Raw genomic sequence first — 16,415 nt, 5'->3', positions numbered from 1 at the left:
GACTGGTGGAAACCCCTCGGGTGACACTGTGGGATGACCTTCGGGGGGAGGCTTAGCAGCAAGTGTTCAGTTGGCTATCCTGCGCTTCGGCGGATCACCGGTCCGTCCGAGCTTCAGGGGGTCCTCGGGGCCCCTCGGAAGGATGGCGACATGAGCTGGCGCAGCAGGCTCCCCAGGGAGCCGCGCTTCAACTGCCGGAGCCTGGCCGGGTGGGACGGCGGCATGACGCCGGAGGGCTCCGTGGTCGCGGAGAGGGAGGGGGCTCGGTGCGTTTGAAGCTGAAGCAGAAAGTGATGCTGTCTCCGGCTGTCGCCGCGGTGTTCCTGGCGGTCATCTTCACGGTGGTGCTGGCGGGTGGGGCCTCGTGGCTGGTGGGGGCGCTGTCGCTGGTGTGTCTGGCGCTGATGGTGGCGCTGTCCTTCTGGCTGCACCGGGAAGTGGCGGTGCCCATGGCGCGGCTGTCGGCGGTGGCGCAGAAAATCGCCCAAGAGGGGGATTTGACGCAGCCCATCGACACGGCCGGGCAGGACGAAGTGGGTGACCTGGGCCGCAGCCTCCAGGTGATGGTCAACCGGCTGCGCGAGGTGCCCGCCACGCTGCGGTCCGTGGTGATGGAGCTGTCCTCGGCGGCCGCGCAACTGACGCAGGCGAGCCAGGACCAGGTGAACTTCCTCACCAACCAGTCCCGCAGCCTCACCGAGGCGAGCACCACCATCGCCGAAATCGCGCAGACCTCCAGCATGGCGGCCAGCCGCGCGGAGATGGTGCTGAAGGTGGCGGCGCAGGCGGACGCGTTCAGCTCGTCCGGTCAGCAGTCGATTGAGCAGAGCGCGGAGGGCATGCAGCAGATTCGTCAGCGAGTGGGCACGCTCGTGGGCAGCATCGCGCACCTGAGCGACCAGGCCGTGCACGCCGGGGAAATCATCAGCAGCGTGAAGGACCTGGCGGACCAGTCCAACGTGCTGGCGCTCAACGCGGCGATTGAAGCCGCGCGCGCGGGCGAGGAGGGCCGGGGCTTCGCGGTGGTGGCGCGGGAGATGCGCGCGCTCAGCGGCCAGTCCCTCCAGAGCACGCAGCGCATCGGCAAGATTCTGCTCGAAATCAATCAGGCCATCCGCCAGACGACCTCCATCGCGGAGGGCGACAGCGAGAAGATGGAGGAGAACATCGAGCAGGTGCTGGCCTCGGCCGACTCGCTGAAGGAAATCACCACGGTGGTGCAGGAGAGCAGTCAGGCCGCGCGCCAGATTGTCGCCTCCGTCACCCAGCAGAACGCGGGCATCGCGCAGATGACCGAGGTGATGACGCAACTGTCCTCGATGATGGCGGACGTGGTGACCTCCACCATGACGGCCGAGGAAGCGGTGACGCAGATCAACGCCACGCTCGGCCGGCTCCAGGAGCTGTCCACGTCGTTCCGCGTGTGAGCGCAAGAGCGGCCCGACGTCCGGGCCGCCCGTGCTCGTCGATGCACCGGGCGACGGCTACTCGCCCTGCATCAACCCGGTGATGCGGCCGTCGTCGTGGACGGTGATGCGCTTCGCCGCCGGCTCGCGAGGCAGGCCCGGCATGGTGAGGATGTCGCCCGTGAGCGCCACCATGAAGCCCGCGCCCGCGGACAGGCGCACCTCGCGCACCGTGAGCGTGAAGCCACGAGGCCGGCCCTGCTTCGTCGCGTCATCCGACAGCGACAGGTGCGTCTTCGCCATGCACACCGGCAGCTCCGAGCCTCCCAGCTCGCGCACCATCTCCAAATCCTTGCGCGCCGACGCCGTGAAGGCCACGTCCTCCGCGCCGTACACCGTGCGGGCAATGGCGCGGACCTTCTCCTCGGGCGACTGCTTCAACTCGTAGAGGAAGCGCGGAGTGGGCGGCGCCGCATCCGTCGCGTCCAGCATCGCGAGCACCCGGTCCGCCAGCTCCAGCGCGCCCTCGCCGCCGCGCGTGAAGCCCTCGCACACGGCCATCTCCACGCCGCGCTCCTTGCCGAAGGCGCGCAGTTCGTCGAGCTCCGACTCCGTGTCCTGCGGGAAGCGGTTGACGCACAGCACGGCCGGCAGGCCGAAGGCGCGCACCGATTCCAGGTGCTTCTCCAGATGCGCGAAGCCGCGCGCCAGGGCGGCGCTGTCCGGCTCGGCCACGCGCGCGAGCGGTGCGCCTCCGTGGTACTTCAGCGCGCGCAGCGTCACCACCAGCACGACGCCCCGAGGCCACAGGCCGGTGTTGCGGCACTTGATGTCGAGGAACTTCTCCGCGCCCAAATCGAAGCCGAAGCCCGCCTCCGTCACGACCTCGTCCGCGTAGGCCAGGCCCATCCGCGTACCCACCACGGAGCTGCAGCCGTGGGCGATGTTGCCGAAGGGGCCGGCGTGCACCAGCGCGGGGCCTCCCTCGCGCGTCTGCACCAGGTTGGGCATCAGCGCGTCCTTCAGCACCGCCACCATGGCCGCCGCCGCGTCCACATCGCGCGCGCGCACGGGCTTGCCGTCCGGCGAGTGGCCCACCACGACGCGGCCCAGCCGCTCCTCCAAATCCTTGAGGTTCTCCGACAGCGCGAGGATGGCCATCACCTCGCTGGCGGCGGTGATGTCGAACGCGGCCTCTCGCGGGACGCCGTGAGCCTTGCCGCCCAGGCCGATGATGACGTTGCGCAGGAACCGGTCGTTCATGTCCATCGCGCGCCGCCACCGCACCCGCGTGGAGTCGATGGCCACGGGCTGGCCGTAATACACGGCGTTGTCGACCAGCGCGGCGAGCAGGTTGTTGGCGCTGGTAATCGCGTGCAGGTCACCGGTGAAGTGCAGGTTGATGTCCGCCGCGGGCTCCAGGCTGGACTGTCCGCCGCCGGTGCCTCCGCCCTTCACGCCGAAGACGGGACCGAGGGACGGCTCTCGCAGCGCGGCGACGGCCTTGCGTCCGCGACGGCGCAGGCCCATGGCCAGGGCCACGGACATGGTGGTCTTCCCCTCGCCAGGAGGCGTGGGGTTGATGGCGGAGACGAGCACGAGCCGTCCCTGCCGGTCGCCCTGCTTGCCGAGCGCGTCGAGTGACACCTTGGCGCGATTCGTTCCCCAGGGATGCACGTCGTCGGGAGCCAGGCCCAACTCGGCGCCCACTTCTGCGATGGGTCTCAGCTTCATGCCGAGGACTCTCGATGCGGCGGCGTCACGGGTCAACGGGGGAAGTGTACGGGACGCGCGCCTGTGGTCAGTCAGTGTCCTCGCGTCGCGCGTTGTCGGACGACACGCAGCCGCCACAGGACAATGGGGAGGCCCACGCCCGTGGCCACCGCCACCCAGGGCCAGGCGCCCGCGCTGGCCAGCCCCTGTCCCAGCCGCGCGCGCAGTCCGAGGGGAAGCTGGGCCCACAGCAAGAAGGTGGCCGTGGCGAGCACGAAGACCGCGAAGCCCTTGCGCAGCGAGCCCGGCGCCACGTGTCCCGCGAGCTTTCCTCCAAGCAGGCTCCCCGCCAGTGCCACCGCGAGGACCTCGCCCGTGAGCTTCCACGGCAATTCCACATGACCCAGATGTCCCACCAGGCCCGCGGCGCACTGGAGCGCGATGACCACCAGCGAGGTGGCGGTGGCCATCGGCGTGGACAGGCCCACCAGCGCGAGCGCGGGGACGATGAGGAACCCTCCGCCCGCGCCCACGAGGCCGGACAGGATTCCCACGCACAGGCCTTGAAGGAGTATCCGTCCCACGTGGGTTGTCGCGCGCGGAGTGACTTCGGTGGACACCCGCGTGGCCTCCGTGCGCAGCAGCATGGCGATGGCCGCGGCCACCATGACCCCCGCGAAGAACAACATCAGCGTGCTCGCGGAGAAGAGGGGATTGAGCTTCCCTCCCAGGAACGCGCCCACCATCCCGCCCGCGCCGAACACGAAGGCCGTGCGCCACCGCACCCGACCTGCCCGCGCATGAAAGAGCGCTCCGCTCGCGCTGGTGACCCCCACCACCACCAGCGACATGGCGATGGCCGTGCGGGGCTCCACACCCAGCACGTACACCAGCAATGGCACCGTGAGGATGGAACCCCCGCCACCCAACAACCCCAACAACACGCCCACGAGCAACGCGCCCGCGAGGCCCACGTACAACATCATCGCGAAGCGCCCCCAGACCGCGCGACGGCGAGCAGGTCCCTGACCTCGCGCAGCGTCCGCTCGAAGCTCGCGGTGTCCACCAGCCCCGAGGGAGTCGTGGCCTGGAGCGCGTCCAGCACGGCGCCAAGCTCCGCGCGCGAAGGCTCTCGGGGCAGCGCCTCCACGTCGGAGACACCAGGGAGCCGGGCTCGCAAGGTGTCGCGGACCTCCGCCAGGGTCGGCGTCGCACTGGAGGACAGCCGCACCACGGGCAGCGCCTCCGTGTTCCACGCGAGCATTCCCCCGCGCAGGTTCATCATCCGCGTGAAGCCCAGCTCCACCAACTGCGTGGCGGCCCGCGCCGACCGCGCCCCCGAGCGACAGATGAGCAGCACCTCCGTGTCCCTGGGCCACAAGGCCGCCGCCTCACGCACCGTGGCCAGCGGTGCCGCACGCACGCCATCGAGGTGTCCCAGAATCCCATCCAGCTCGGACGGCTCGCGCACGTCGACCAGGTGCAGCCCCGAGGGGCGCTCCGCCGCGAGCTGTCGTACGTCCACGTCGCGGTATCCGGCGGGCTGGGGATGGGCGCTGTCGAAGAGGTGACTCAAGACGGTGACTCCTTCTCTCGTCCTCCCAATGAGGGAAGGACGCGGGCAATAGGGTGCCGTCCCGTTTCTCGGGGTCGGACACCAGGGTTCTGGGATGACGGCGCGGACGCCCGTGCCCGAGGGCACGTCACGTCATGCGGAGGACGGTGACAGGGGCTCGGGGTCCAGACCGCAGGCGCGGTTGGCGGGGACGGCCACGTCCAGCTTGCGCGGGGGTGGAATCCGCCGCTCGTTCATGAAGGTGATGAAGTCCTCGCGAGACTTGCCCGCCAGTCGCGGATTGTGTCGCTTCTCCTCGCCCACGGAGGACGCGGTGAAGCCCGCGTAGTCGTGGCCGGGATACAGCTCCGTCGCATCGGGCAGCGTGAAGAGCTCGCGGGTGATGGAGTCGTAGAGCTGCCCCGAGTCGCCGTTCTGGAAGTCGGTGCGGCCCGTGCCGCGAACGAGCAGCGCGTCGCCCGTGAAGAGCCGCCCGTCACACAGGAAGCTGAGGCTGTCATCCGTGTGCCCGGGGGTCTCCAGCACGCGCAGCTCCAACCCGCCCACGCGCACCTGGTCCCCATGCACCAGTTGTCGGTCCACACAGGGCGCCCCTCGGGCGGAGGCCATCACCTGGGCACCCGTGCGCGCGCGCAGGAGTCCCGCCGAGGTGATGTGGTCCGCGTGGACGTGGGTCTCCATCACCACCGTCAGCTTCAGCCCGAGCTCCGTCAGCAGCCGCAGGTCACGCTCCACCTGCTCCAGCACCGGGTCGATGAGCACGGCCTCTCGCGTCGCCGGGTCCGCCAGCAGGTACGTATAGGTCGAGGACTCCGCGTCGAAGAGCTGTCGGAAGAGCATCGCCCGTTTCCCTGAAGAGATGACCGCCATGCGCCCCCGACGATATTGCGAGTGCCGTGCCAGTGCCCCTTCTCCGAGCAGGGCCCGGGTCCATTTCGGAGGGAGCGCCGTCCCCGGGGAAACAACTGAAACACCCTGGTGAAACAGTTGTCGCCCCAGTGGAACAGGTTCAGTGCCCGGCTTCGCCCAGGGCGCGCAGGCGGCGCCACAGCGTCACGCGACTGACGCCGAGCAGGCGTGCGGCCTCGGAGCGGTTGCCGCCTGCTCGGGCCAGGGCCGCTCGCACCTTCTGTTCGTCGAGCAGGACACCTGTCGTCGGCGAGAGGGCGACACCGGGGGATGAAGCAGTCCTCCCTTCGGAGAACTCCGGGGGCAGGTCCACCTCGCGCAGCACCGCGCCCTCGCCAATGACGTAGGCGTACTCCATGACGTTGCGCAGCTCGCGCACGTTGCCGGGCCAGGTGTGGGCTTCCAGCAGTCGGCGCGCGCCCGGGGCGATTCGCTCCACGCGCCGCGTCCCGCGCTGGTGCAGCTCGCCCAGGAAGCGCAGGGCGAGCGGGAGGATGTCCCCACGTCGCTCCCGGAGCGTGGGCAGGAAGATGGGCACCACGCGCAGGCGGTACATCAGGTCGGCGCGAAAGCGGCCCGCCTCCACCTCGCGCCGCAGGGCCCGGTGCGTGGCGGCGATGATGCGCACGTCCACCGGCACCGGCGCCCGGCCTCCCACGGGGATGACGGTGCGCGTCTCCAGCACGCGCAACATCTTCGCCTGGAGGTCCAGCGGCAGCTCCGCCACTTCGTCCAGGAACAGCGAGCCCCCGTGGGCCAACCGGAAGTGTCCCGGACTGTCGCGCACCGCGCCGGTGAAGGCCCCGCGCACGTGGCCGAACAGCTCGCTCTCCAGCAGGTTCGGCGGCAGCGCCGCGCAGTTGATGGCGCGGAAGGGCCCCTTGCCACGCGCGGACAGCGCATGCAGCGCGTGGGCGATGTTCTCCTTGCCCGTGCCCGACTCGCCGCGCACCAGCACGCTCGACTCCGCGCGCGCCACCTTCTCGACGATGCGGAAGACCCGTCGCAGCTCGGCGTCCTGGGTCCACAGGCCGTGGAACACCTCGACGCCCTCGGCGCTTCGCGCGGTGGGCTCCCGGGTGACGGTGAGCGCCCAGCCCTCTTTCTCCAGGGCCACCGCGCGCACGCGCACCGCCTGTGTCTCCGCCCCCGCGCGCAGCCGCGCCGTCGTCTCCCGCCCCGTGGTGAGCACGGCCTCCAGTCGCTCGACGCCGCCCTGCGGGATGAGTACCTCCGAGAGCAAAGTCCCCTCGCGCACCGGGGCGCCGAGCTGCGCCTCCAGCGCGGAGGTCAGGCCCACCACGCGCCGACTCGCATCCACGAGCAGCACGGCGCCCGCGAGTGCATCGAGCGCGGACAGGGCGAGCTGGGACGAGCGCGGAGTTCGGGACGTGGGCATCTGTCGCTGCATAGCCCGGTGCGCGGCGGCTCGCACCTGGCCCGGCTCAGGCCCGGCCGCGCATCATCAACTTCCAGTACAACTGGGGCAGGCCGTACTTCTTCATCAGCCACATGTCCCGCCGCTCCTGGAGCGTGTCGATGAGGGGGAAGCTGGGCGTGGGCTTGCCGTCGTAGTCGAACTCGGCCAGCAGCAGCTTGCCGTAGCCCGTGGTGAGGGGACAGGACGCGTAGCCGTCATACCGCGCGGTGGGGATGCGGCCGGCCATGACGGCCCGGAGGTTCTCGACGAGCACGGGCGCCTGCTTGCGGATGGCCGCGCCCGTGCGGCTGGTGGGCAGGTCGGAGGCGTCTCCGAGCGCGAAGACGTTGGGGAAGCCCGGGTGCTGGAGCGTGTGCTTGTCCGCGCGCACCCAGCCGACACACGCGCCGTCGCGCGATGACAGCGGGCTGTTCTTGATGAAGTCCGGCGCGCTCTGGGGCGGGGTGACGTGGAGCAGGTCGTAGCGAAGGGTGACGCGGTTCTTCTGTCCGTCCCGCGTCGTCTCGAAGGTGGCCTCGCGGCGGGCGCCGTCCACCGCGACCAGGTTGTGCTCGAAGTGGGTGTGGATGCCGTAGCGCTTCACCACGTCTTCCAGCACGCGGGCATAGGGCTGCACGCCGAAGATGGTTTTGGCGCCCGAGCCGAACACCACCTCCGAGCGCTCCATCACCCCCGTGCGGCGGAAGTGGTCGGCGGCCAGGTACATGATTTTCTGCGGCGCGCCCGCGCACTTCACCGGCGTGGCCGGGTGGGTGAAGAGGGCGGTGCCTCCCTGGAAGCGCTGGAGCATGCGCCACGTCTTGGGGGCGAGCTTCACGTCGTAGTTGCTGCTGACGTGTTCGGTCTCCAGCGCGTCGCGAAGGCCTGCCACCTTGTCCCAGTCGAGCTGGATGCCGGGCGCGACGACGAGGAAGTCGTAGCCCACGCGCAGCCCGCCCCGGGTGCGCACTTCGCGGCGGACGGGGTCGACTTCCTCGGCGGCATCCTTCAGCCACTTCACGCCCCGGGGGATGAAGTCGGCCTCATCGCGCACGGTGTCCTCGATGCGCGCTTCACCCGCGCCCACCAGCGTCCAGAGCGGCTGGTAGTAGTGCCGCTCGGAGGGCTCCAGAATCGCGACGCCCTTCTGGCCCAGCCGAGCCAGTCGCGCCGCCACGCAGATGCCGGCCGTGCCGCCGCCGATGATGAGGATTCGGTGGCGCTCGCTCACGGGTGCCACGTGGGGCATGGGCGTGGTCGCCGGGTCCGTGCAGCCGCAGTCCTCGCTCGGGTTCATCGCGCGCTCGCTTCCTGTCTGACGTGGGACGTCGACAGGGGGCATTAGCAGGGCGCGTGCCACCATCGTCCCCGAGGGCGACACGGGTGTCGCTCGGGGACGAGAGCTGTTTCACATCGTTTCAGGCCGTTTCATGTAACAGGGGCCCGGGGATGTGGCTCAGAGCAGTCCGAGGAGGGTGATGGTCATCGGCCCGGAGATGCCCGCGAGTCCCTCGGGAGAGTCACAAGCGGCGAGGTCGGTCGAGAGCAGGGTGACGGTGCGCACGGCGGTGGCTCCCACGAACTTTCCGGAGAGGACCGTTCCAGTCTGAGTGATGATGAGGGCGTTGCCATTGACGGCCGTGGTGAACTGCGTCAGTCGCAGCGTCGAACTCTCACCGGTGTTCCAGGTGAGCTGCGTGGTTATTGGACGGACGTCGAGCAGGCCCGTGCAGGAGTAGCCCGGTCTGAGGAATGAGACAGACGACGTCGCGGACGTCACGCTGGAGCCCAGCAGGGAGTAGCAATTGCTCAACAGCCCGATGGACGTGACGTTGACGTCCTGAGGCTGGGTCCGCAGCGGCGGCGAATACGTGGCCTGGGTGGACCCAACGGGACAGGAGACGAGCGTCAACAACCGCTGCTCCGACTGCCCCACCTCTGGCGGTACCGCGGGCGACGACTCCGGTCCGCCACACCCCGCGAGCCCCACCGCCACGAGAACGACCCACGACTTCGACGAGAAACCCGACATGAGACCTCCCTTGCTGACAGGGAGCGTCTCCAGGCCCGACACTTGAGACAACGGCCCGGCTTCAGGCCGGGCTCATTGCAAACACTGTCATCGGACCAACGTACAACCAGACAGGCAATCCCGGACGCGAGCCAGGGAAGCTCCCTGGCCCGCACCGCGACGGGGCTACTTGCCGAAGATGCCGCGCAGGCGCTTCTTCGCCTCATCCTCGGCGCGCTTCTTCGCCTCGGCCTCCAGCCGCGACTTCTCCTCGGCGGCCTTGGCCTCCAGTTCCTTGCGCTTGGCCTCGGCGTCGGCGCGCAGCTTCTCCTCACCGCCTTCGATGACCTGCTGCACCTGCTCGCCGCGCTTGCCGCCAATGAGGTTGCCCGCGAGCGACGAGGCCGCCAGCTTCGCGAGCGTCGTCACCGCCGGCTTCACGTCCACGCCCGTCACTTCGGGCTTCCACGCCGGGCCCGTCAGCTTCAGGCCCACGGGGATATCCGAAGGCGGCGTCACCTTGCCCAGGGTCAGCGTCTTCACTGTCGACGGCGTCAGCGCCACCGAGCCGATGAGGTCCAGCGTGCCGTCCAGCTTGATGCCACCGTCGAAGCTCATCGCGGCTTCCGGCCGCGTCCAGGTGATGGGCTTGGACAGCTGCGCGACGCCGTTCTTGATTTGAACGCCGAAGGGCAGGTTCTCACTCAGCGACGTCACCTCGCCGCTCTTGAGCGCCTTGGAGGCGAAGGGCAGGGCCTTGGCGAGCGGCTCGGAGACGGACGCCACCAGGTCCTTGCCCAGCAGCGTGCCGCCCAGGATGTTGCCGCTGATGCCGCCCAGCAGCGTCTCCTTGAGCTTCTCCGGCGTGTAGCCGATGCCCTTCACGTCCACGTTCCCGTTGAACGTCCCCGTCATCACCTTCTGCGGCGTGGCCTGGGCCAGCGCCTGCGCCACCTGCACGCCGTCCACCTTCACCTTCGCCTCGAAGGGCCGCTGCGCGGCGGAGGGGCCCAGACGAATCGTCGTCCCGTCCGCCGCCACCTTGCCGCCGAAGACGCCCGAGGAGAACTTCTCCACGGAGATGAGGTCGTCCGTCATCTTGATGACGCCCGTCACGTTGCTCAGGTCCATCTCGCTGTAGCGCAGCGCTCCCACCGCGAAGCGGATGTCACCCCGGTAGCCGTTGAAGCGCGCCGGGTCCTCGGGAGGAAGCTCCGCTGACTCCGGCGCCGGCACCGTGCCACCGTTGCGCGCCGCCAGCTCCTTCTCGTCGAACAGCAGCGCGTCCGCGTCCAGCTTGTTCGCCTTCACGTCCGCGGAGAACGTCGTCGTCTGCTTCTTGCCCTGACCCGCGAGCGCGAAGGACGCGCTGCCCGTCACCGTGTCCTCCAGGACGTGCGCGGTCATCTTCGGCACCTCCACCTTCATGCCGGCGCCGCCCTTGCCGGGCGCGTAGGTGCCGGCGACGGCGAAGTCCATCCGCTGGCCGGGCGACTTGTCCACCAGCAGGCCGGGCCGCAGGTCCACGCCAGACAGGTCCGCGTTCGCGTCGAACTTCAGCGCACCGCCGCTGGCCGCCGCACCCGCCACGCGCGCGGTGAGCTTCATGGCGCCGCCCGCGTTCTTCGTGAGCTGCGCCGGCACGCGCAGGCGCACCGGCGTCAGGTCCACGTCCACGTTGATGGCCTGCGCGTCCTGCGTGCCGCTGCCGCGCACCTCCAGGCCGATGGGGCCGGCAATCATGCCGTTCAGCTGCTTCTTCAGCGGCGGGTAGTACTCGGCGAGCACGGCGGGGTCCAGGTTGCGGCCCACCAGTTCGAAGCCCTGCACCGACGGCTTCTCCGACAGCAGGCCCTTCACCTGGCCCTTGCCGGTGATGTTCGCGGGGCCCAGGTCCAGCTTCAGCTTGTCGAGCGACAAGTCACCCGTGGCGAGGTCGCCCGCGACGTCCGTGTCGAGCACCACGTCCAGCGCCTTGCCACCCTCGGAGCCCGCGAAGCGCAGGCCCAGCGCGGAGATGACACCCACGAGCCGCGTGGGACCCTTGCCACCGGGCACCGCGCCGCCCAACTCCGCCTTCCAGTCCGCGTCCACCGTGCCGGCCTGGAGGCCCACGTCGGGAGGCAGGAAGGGACCCAGCGGAGACAGGTCGATTTTCTGCGCCTTGAGCGTCACGCGCTCCGGCGTGGGAATCAGCGTGGGCGGCAGCGGCGCGGCGTGCAGCGACAACTGGAGGTTCTGCTTGTCCGCGAGCACCGCGGCGGCCAGGTCCACCACCAGCGGCTTGCCGGCGCGCAGGTCCTTCACCTCGATGTCCAAATCCTTCACCGCCAGCTCCCGCGCGGCCTGTCCCCCTGCACGGTCCACGAAGCGGATGGTGCCGTCGGTGAGCGCGGCGCGCTCGACATGGACGCCGGAGAGGTCCGTGGGCTGCGACTCGTCCTCGGACGGCTTCTCTTCCTCCTTCGGGCTCTGCTCCTCCAGCCGCTGCAGCAGGCGCTGCACGTTGGTGGTGCCGTCGGCCAGCCGCACCACGTTGACGGTGAGGCCGGACAGCTCGGCGTTCTTCACCTGGATGTCCTTGCCTCGCGAGGACAACAGGGGGCCGGCCGCGACGCTGATGTCCAGCGAGGCCATCTGCGCGAGGGGCAGCTCCTCACCCTCGGCGGCGCCGATGGAGACGTTCTCCACCTCCACGCCCACGGTGGGGAAGAGCTGGGTGGAGATGTCCCCGATTTCAATCGGGCGACCCAGCTTCTGCGAATACGTGGCGGCCTGCTCGCGCGCTGTCTTCAGCAGGATGGCGTCGAGCCGCCAGAGGACCCCGAGCACGACGACGACGAGGAGCGCGAAGACTCCTCCGAGCACGTAGGGCCAGCGGCGCTTCTTCTTCACGACGTCAGACATTGCTTGGTACCTCCTCCAGCGAGCGGGCCCCGGGGCTCGGCCCGGCGCGGGGCCAGGACCGCGGTGAGACGCTTAGCCCAGCCAGGACCTTGCCGCACGCGTCAGGCGCAAGAACCCCCCTGCATGCGGCGGAAGACCTCATCGCATCCCGGGACGGGCGAGGGGCGTGGAAATGCACGCGACCCGCGCGGTGGGGTCGTCCGGCCGTCCCAGGGGCGAGAAACGGAGGCGCCAGCCGGCCCTCTGGCGCCTCCAGCCACCCAACACGCTCCATGTGCGCACGGAGCAGGCGAGAGGGAAGGGGCCTTCACCTCCGTGGTCGCTATCAACCCCCGGAAAACGCGCGGCTCAGGGGCCGCTCGGAGAGGGAGCGGCGGAGGTATTCCCGGGTGGGCTCGTGGGTTTCACGGAGGGATTCACCGCGGGCTCCCACTTCACGGGGCCCAGGGGCACGGTCTTCTCGGGCTTGGGGTCGGCCCATGCGGGGGCGGCATGCGTGTAGCGCAGCGCTCCGCCCCGCGTGTCGATGGCCAGGGGCGCTTCGGTGACGGGACCCAGCACCTGGCCGGTGCCCAGGTCCATCAGCCATCCCATGTAGAGCACTCGCTCTCCCGCCCTCTCCTGGAAGTCTCCACTGGCCTCGCCGACCAGACGCTTCTCGCCGGTGTCCGCGTTCCACAGCCACAGTCGAGGCCTCCCACGCTCTCCGCCGTCTCCCGTGGGGTCCTCCCGCAGCAGCGCATGGGAACCCTGTGCATGAACCCAGGTGCTGGCGGGGATGGGAGGAGGCACGAGCGTGTGGCGCTCCATGTCCAGGATGAAGACGGCATAGGTGCGCTCGGTGTCCTTGCTGGTGAGGACGAAGGTGGGCAGCAGTCGAGGACGCTCTTCGTTGGAGGACCTCCTCACCGGTGCGTACGGAGACACCTCGCGCTCCAGGGACAGGTGCAGCTCGGGGCCGTGCAGCTCCAGCATCGTCCCCAACGGGTCCCTCGTCTTGCAGCCGACGACGAGCAGTCGACGGGGCTCGTCCACGGCGTACAGCCGGGCCCGGCAGCTCTCGGGCACCCACGTCTGCTGGTTGCCCCGCGCGTCCTCGAAGGCGATGGCGCCATGCGGCAGGGTGCGAAGCAGGCCGTCACCCAGCGGCTGGAGGATGTCCCTGCCCTCGACGAGCGTGCCGCCGTCCACGCGCAGGAAGCGGCGCACGGGACTGTCGCCCTTCCGCTCGCCCTGGGAGGCGGAGCTGACCGGTCCCCGGCATCGCGCCGGAGCGAGGGACGTCTGTTGATGAGGCCAGGTCAGCGTGCCGTCCTCGTCGGTGTCCTGCGCCACCACGTCGAAGACGGCCCAGAGTCCGTTCTCATGCAGCCTCGCCTGTCCGAGCAACCCCGGGCCCGCGTCCAGCACGCGCTCCTCGCCACGCGCGACGTCCCGCAGCACCGCGACCTTCTTCCCAGCCTCGGTCTTCAGATAGAGCAGGCGCTGGCCGTCGCGCGAGAAGCTGGCGCGCACGGGCGGCTGGGACGCGTTCGTGCCCACGTCGTCGGCGGTCCAGGGCGCGAGCACCTGCTCCGTGCCCGTCACGGTGTCGAGGAGTCGGAGCGCGCCCTCGCGCACCAGGACGATGTGTCGTGCCAGGGAGTCCACGGCGAGCACGTCGTCGACGGCGAGGCCCGCTCCAGGCTCCCGGAAGAGATACAGCCGCGCCTCGTCACCGCCGAGCTGTCCATGGCTGCCCACCCTGACCGCGATGGTTCCATCCTTGTTGGTGTCCTCGCGCGCCTGACACGCGAGCAGCCACCGGCCATCGGGCGCGGCGGCCTGGAGGAGGAAGGGGTGCGGAGTTCCGTACTCCGCTGGAGGAGGTGGGGTGCTCGGGAGGTGCCCACGCGAGGCACACGCACTGGACAGCCACACCAGGGACCACAGGACACAGGCGCGCGGAGTCATGTCGTCCCAGCCTGCGTCACGTCGTCATGGGTGAGCAAGCAGGCGTTGTGCGCGCGTCATGAGCGTCCGACTCAGGACGGACCCACGGGGGCGTTCGCGCAACGGTGGGTCAGCGCACGTCAAGGGTGTCCTCCGGGGCGACCCGACGGGTTGAGCGCACGACGGCGTCTTGCGAGCGCGCTTGTTTCCGCCTACCCCTTGCCCACACGAGTGCCGAGACTTCGGCCCGTCATCCTTGAAGAGAGCCCTCATGCGCATTCGTGTCGCAGTCATTTTGCTGGCCAGTCTCTCCGCGTGCGCGTCGCGCTCGAAGGACGGGTCGGAGTCCTCCTCCTCCTTGCCAACGCCCTCTCGCGCCGCCACCGCTTCCTACTCGCACTTCATCCGCGAGTATCTGGACTGGTTCTCCGCGGCCAACCCCGTGCGCGCGACGCGGCTGGGCTTCCACGCGCACGACGCGCACCTGCAGGACGTCTCCAAGGAAGCGCTGCAACGCAAGGCGGAGGCGCTGCGCGGCTGGCTCACCCGGCTGGAGCAGGTGAACTGCTCCGCGCTCTCCGGTGACGACGCCGTCGACGGCGTGGTGCTGCAGAACGCCATTCGCGCGGAGCTGCTGGAGCTGGAGGAGGAGCGCATCTGGGAGAAGAACCCCGGCGCCTACGTGGGCCTCGTCTCCGGGGGGCTGTCGAGTTTGTCCTCGCGAGACTTCGCGCCGCTGAACGAGCGGATGCGGGACATGCGCTCGCGCATGGCGCGCATCCCTCAAGTCCTGGAGGCGGCGAAGGCGAACCTCACGGGTGTGCCCCGGCTGTGGGCGGAGCAGGCCATCCGCGATGCGCGCGGCACGCAGGTGTACCTGCGCTTGGACCTGCCGCGCGCCCTGGAGGCCCAGGGCCTGGACAAGGTGCCTCCGGCGGAGCGCGAGGCCTTCCACGCCGCGCGCGCGGACGCCCTGCGGCAGATGGAGGGCTTCACCGAGTGGCTGGAGGAGGAGCTGCTGCCCCAGGCCAACGGCGACTTCCGGCTGGGCCGCGAGTTGTTCGAGAAGAAGCTGGCGCTGGAGGAGCACATCTCGCTGAGCGCGGACCAGCTTCGCGACATCAACGAGCGGGCCATCCGTGAGTACAAGGCGTGGGTGGCGCGCGAGACGGCGAAGGTGGACCCATCGAAGACGCCGGAGCAGGTGATGGCGGTCCTGGTGAAGGACCACCCCACCTCCGAGGAGCTGATTCCCCTGGCGCGCACCCAGCTGGTGGAGTTGCAGCGCTTCGTGCGCGAGAAGGACATCCTCACGCTGCCCTCGGACGCGCTGCCGTCCGTGCGCGAGACGCCGCCGTACGAGCGGCTGGGCTTCGCGTCCATGGACACGCCGGGCCCCTTCGAGAGCAAGGCCAAGGAGGCGTACTACAACATCACCAACGTGGAGGCGGAGTGGTCCACCGAGGAGAAGTCGCAGCACCTGACGTACTTCAACCGCGCGGGCCTGTTGGGCATCACCGTGCATGAGGCCATGCCGGGCCACTTCGTGCAGCTGCTCTACGGGTCCAAGATTCCCACGGACGTGCGCAAGGTCTTCACCCCCGCCTCCGTGGTGGAGGGCTGGGCCCACTACGCCGAGCAGATGATGGTGGACGAGGGCCTGGGGCAGGGTGACCCGTCGGTGCGCCTGGGCCAGTTGCGGCGCGCGCTCCAGCGGCACGCGCGGTGGTACGCGGCGCTGGCGCTGCACGTGTACAACGAGCCGGTGGACGTGGTGGCGAAGCGCTACGCGGAGATTGCGTACTTCGAGCCCTTCCCCGCGATGCGCGAGGTGGAGCGCGGCACGTCCAACCCCACGTACCTGTACTACGCGGCCGGCCGCATGCAGATTCTGAAGCTGCGCGAGGACTACCGGAAGCACCTGGAGGCGAGCGGGAAGAAGTTCGTCCTGAAGGACTTCCACGACCGCTTCCTGCAACTGGGCCTGCCCGTGTCGCTCGCGCGCAAGGTGCTCATCCCCAACGACGAGTCACCGTCGCTGGAGTGAGCACCCCGCTCGCGCGCCTGGCTACAGCTCGATGACGTCCGACGGAGTCGTCGGCGTCTCGCGGGACGTCAGCCCCTCGATGGTGAAGCCCCGGGGCGCGCGGATGGCGGCCCCGTGGTTCGGGTCGATGAACAGGCGCACGGGGAGCTCCAGCCCCTCGTAGCCCACCTCGAACACCTCCAGCCCCGCGTACTCGAGCGAGGGCGTGGGGCCGGTGTCACAACACGGGCCCAGCCGCTTCCACGCCACGCGCTGACCCTGGGGGCCGCGCAGCAGCTCGAAGAAGGCCATGACGCCCGGGTTGCCCCAGCCCACGCGCACCGGGTCCTCCGCGCGGTAGCCGTAGGTGCCGCCCTCCTCCTGGAGGCCCACCACCGGAGGCGCCTCCTCGCGGGGGGCCCTCACCACGGCCGGATTCGACGAGGCACACGCCGACAGTGCCATCAGCAGTCCGAGACAGGCGATTCGAAGCGAAACCATTGCACCCTCCTCCT

12 protein-coding genes are annotated in these 16,415 nt (G+C 69.8%); 2 read left to right on the top strand and 10 right to left on the bottom strand.

Annotated elements, in window-relative coordinates:
* Positions 1 to 266 precede the first annotated feature (266 nt).
* Positions 267 to 1,427 (top strand): methyl-accepting chemotaxis protein, encoded by a 1,161-nt coding sequence (locus HUA74_RS20965; RefSeq protein WP_371745647.1) that lies wholly within the window; start codon positions 267 to 269, stop codon positions 1,425 to 1,427.
* A gap of 57 nt (positions 1,428 to 1,484) precedes the next feature.
* Here HUA74_RS20965 and HUA74_RS20960 read toward each other — a convergent pair whose 3' ends face one another.
* The 9 genes from HUA74_RS20960 to HUA74_RS20920 all read right to left on the bottom strand — a co-directional run bounded on the left by HUA74_RS20960 (position 1,485) and on the right by HUA74_RS20920 (position 13,895).
* Positions 1,485 to 3,140, bottom strand: a complete 1,656-nt coding sequence (locus tag HUA74_RS20960; RefSeq protein WP_174455935.1) for a formate--tetrahydrofolate ligase — start codon at positions 3,138 to 3,140, stop codon at positions 1,485 to 1,487.
* Positions 3,141 to 3,211: 71 nt separating this feature from the next.
* Positions 3,212 to 4,105 (bottom strand): sulfite exporter TauE/SafE family protein, encoded by an 894-nt coding sequence (locus HUA74_RS20955; RefSeq protein WP_174455934.1) that lies wholly within the window; start codon positions 4,103 to 4,105, stop codon positions 3,212 to 3,214.
* A complete protein-coding gene (locus HUA74_RS20950) occupies positions 4,102 to 4,695 on the bottom strand; it encodes a rhodanese-like domain-containing protein (protein WP_174455933.1) in 594 nt (197 codons plus the stop codon). Before HUA74_RS20950 ends, HUA74_RS20955 begins: the two co-directional genes overlap by 4 nt.
* Positions 4,696 to 4,827: 132 nt before the next feature.
* Positions 4,828 to 5,535 (bottom strand): MBL fold metallo-hydrolase, encoded by a 708-nt coding sequence (locus HUA74_RS20945; protein ID WP_174455932.1) that lies wholly within the window; start codon positions 5,533 to 5,535, stop codon positions 4,828 to 4,830.
* Between the two features lie 169 nt (positions 5,536 to 5,704).
* Entirely contained in the window at positions 5,705 to 7,003 is a 1,299-nt protein-coding gene (locus HUA74_RS20940; protein WP_174455931.1) for a sigma-54-dependent Fis family transcriptional regulator, read from the bottom strand.
* A gap of 46 nt (positions 7,004 to 7,049) precedes the next feature.
* On the bottom strand, positions 7,050 to 8,321 hold the full coding sequence (locus HUA74_RS20935; RefSeq protein ID WP_174455930.1) for an FAD/NAD(P)-binding oxidoreductase: 1,272 nt from the start codon (positions 8,319 to 8,321) through the stop codon (positions 7,050 to 7,052).
* Positions 8,322 to 8,480: 159 nt separating this feature from the next.
* Positions 8,481 to 9,056, bottom strand: coding sequence for a hypothetical protein (locus HUA74_RS20930; protein ID WP_174455929.1), 576 nt, complete (start codon positions 9,054 to 9,056; stop codon positions 8,481 to 8,483).
* A gap of 165 nt (positions 9,057 to 9,221) precedes the next feature.
* Positions 9,222 to 11,942 carry an AsmA family protein gene (locus HUA74_RS20925; RefSeq protein WP_174455928.1) on the bottom strand — a complete coding sequence of 907 codons (2,721 nt, stop codon included), beginning with the start codon at positions 11,940 to 11,942 and terminating at the stop codon, positions 9,222 to 9,224.
* Between the two features lie 348 nt (positions 11,943 to 12,290).
* Positions 12,291 to 13,895, bottom strand: coding sequence for a hypothetical protein (locus tag HUA74_RS20920; protein ID WP_174455927.1), 1,605 nt, complete (start codon positions 13,893 to 13,895; stop codon positions 12,291 to 12,293).
* A 337-nt stretch (positions 13,896 to 14,232) separates the two neighbouring features.
* On the opposite strand from HUA74_RS20920, the gene HUA74_RS20915 reads away from it, so the two are divergent.
* Positions 14,233 to 15,921 carry a DUF885 domain-containing protein gene (locus HUA74_RS20915; RefSeq protein ID WP_254613992.1) on the top strand — a complete coding sequence of 563 codons (1,689 nt, stop codon included), beginning with the start codon at positions 14,233 to 14,235 and terminating at the stop codon, positions 15,919 to 15,921.
* A gap of 21 nt (positions 15,922 to 15,942) precedes the next feature.
* Here HUA74_RS20915 and HUA74_RS20910 read toward each other — a convergent pair whose 3' ends face one another.
* The gene (locus tag HUA74_RS20910) at positions 15,943 to 16,401 is read right to left on the bottom strand and encodes a fibril protein (RefSeq protein ID WP_254613991.1); all 459 of its coding nucleotides are present in this window, start codon (positions 16,399 to 16,401) and stop codon (positions 15,943 to 15,945) included.
* Positions 16,402 to 16,415: the final 14 nt, after the last annotated feature.

Source organism: Myxococcus sp. CA051A, from assembly GCF_013336705.1.
GTDB lineage: Bacteria > Myxococcota > Myxococcia > Myxococcales > Myxococcaceae > Myxococcus > Myxococcus llanfairpwllgwyngyllgogerychwyrndrobwllllantysiliogogogochensis.
This window is presented reverse-complemented; position numbering and strand designations above follow the sequence as displayed.

What these genes read in the sequence shown, in the direction of transcription:
- HUA74_RS20960 (WP_174455935.1), bottom strand. Translation starts at nt 3,140, where the DNA reads ATGAAGCTGAGACCCATCGCAGAAGTGGGCGCCGAGTTGGGCCTGGCT.
- HUA74_RS20910 (WP_254613991.1), bottom strand. Translation starts at nt 16,401, where the DNA reads ATGGTTTCGCTTCGAATCGCCTGTCTCGGACTGCTGATGGCACTGTCG.
- HUA74_RS20940 (WP_174455931.1), bottom strand. Translation starts at nt 7,003, where the DNA reads ATGCCCACGTCCCGAACTCCGCGCTCGTCCCAGCTCGCCCTGTCCGCG.
- HUA74_RS20955 (WP_174455934.1), bottom strand. Translation starts at nt 4,105, where the DNA reads ATGATGTTGTACGTGGGCCTCGCGGGCGCGTTGCTCGTGGGCGTGTTG.
- HUA74_RS20920 (WP_174455927.1), bottom strand. Translation starts at nt 13,895, where the DNA reads ATGACTCCGCGCGCCTGTGTCCTGTGGTCCCTGGTGTGGCTGTCCAGT.
- HUA74_RS20925 (WP_174455928.1), bottom strand. Translation starts at nt 11,942, where the DNA reads ATGTCTGACGTCGTGAAGAAGAAGCGCCGCTGGCCCTACGTGCTCGGA.
- HUA74_RS20935 (WP_174455930.1), bottom strand. Translation starts at nt 8,321, where the DNA reads ATGAACCCGAGCGAGGACTGCGGCTGCACGGACCCGGCGACCACGCCC.
- HUA74_RS20930 (WP_174455929.1), bottom strand. Translation starts at nt 9,056, where the DNA reads ATGTCGGGTTTCTCGTCGAAGTCGTGGGTCGTTCTCGTGGCGGTGGGG.
- HUA74_RS20945 (WP_174455932.1), bottom strand. Translation starts at nt 5,535, where the DNA reads ATGCTCTTCCGACAGCTCTTCGACGCGGAGTCCTCGACCTATACGTAC.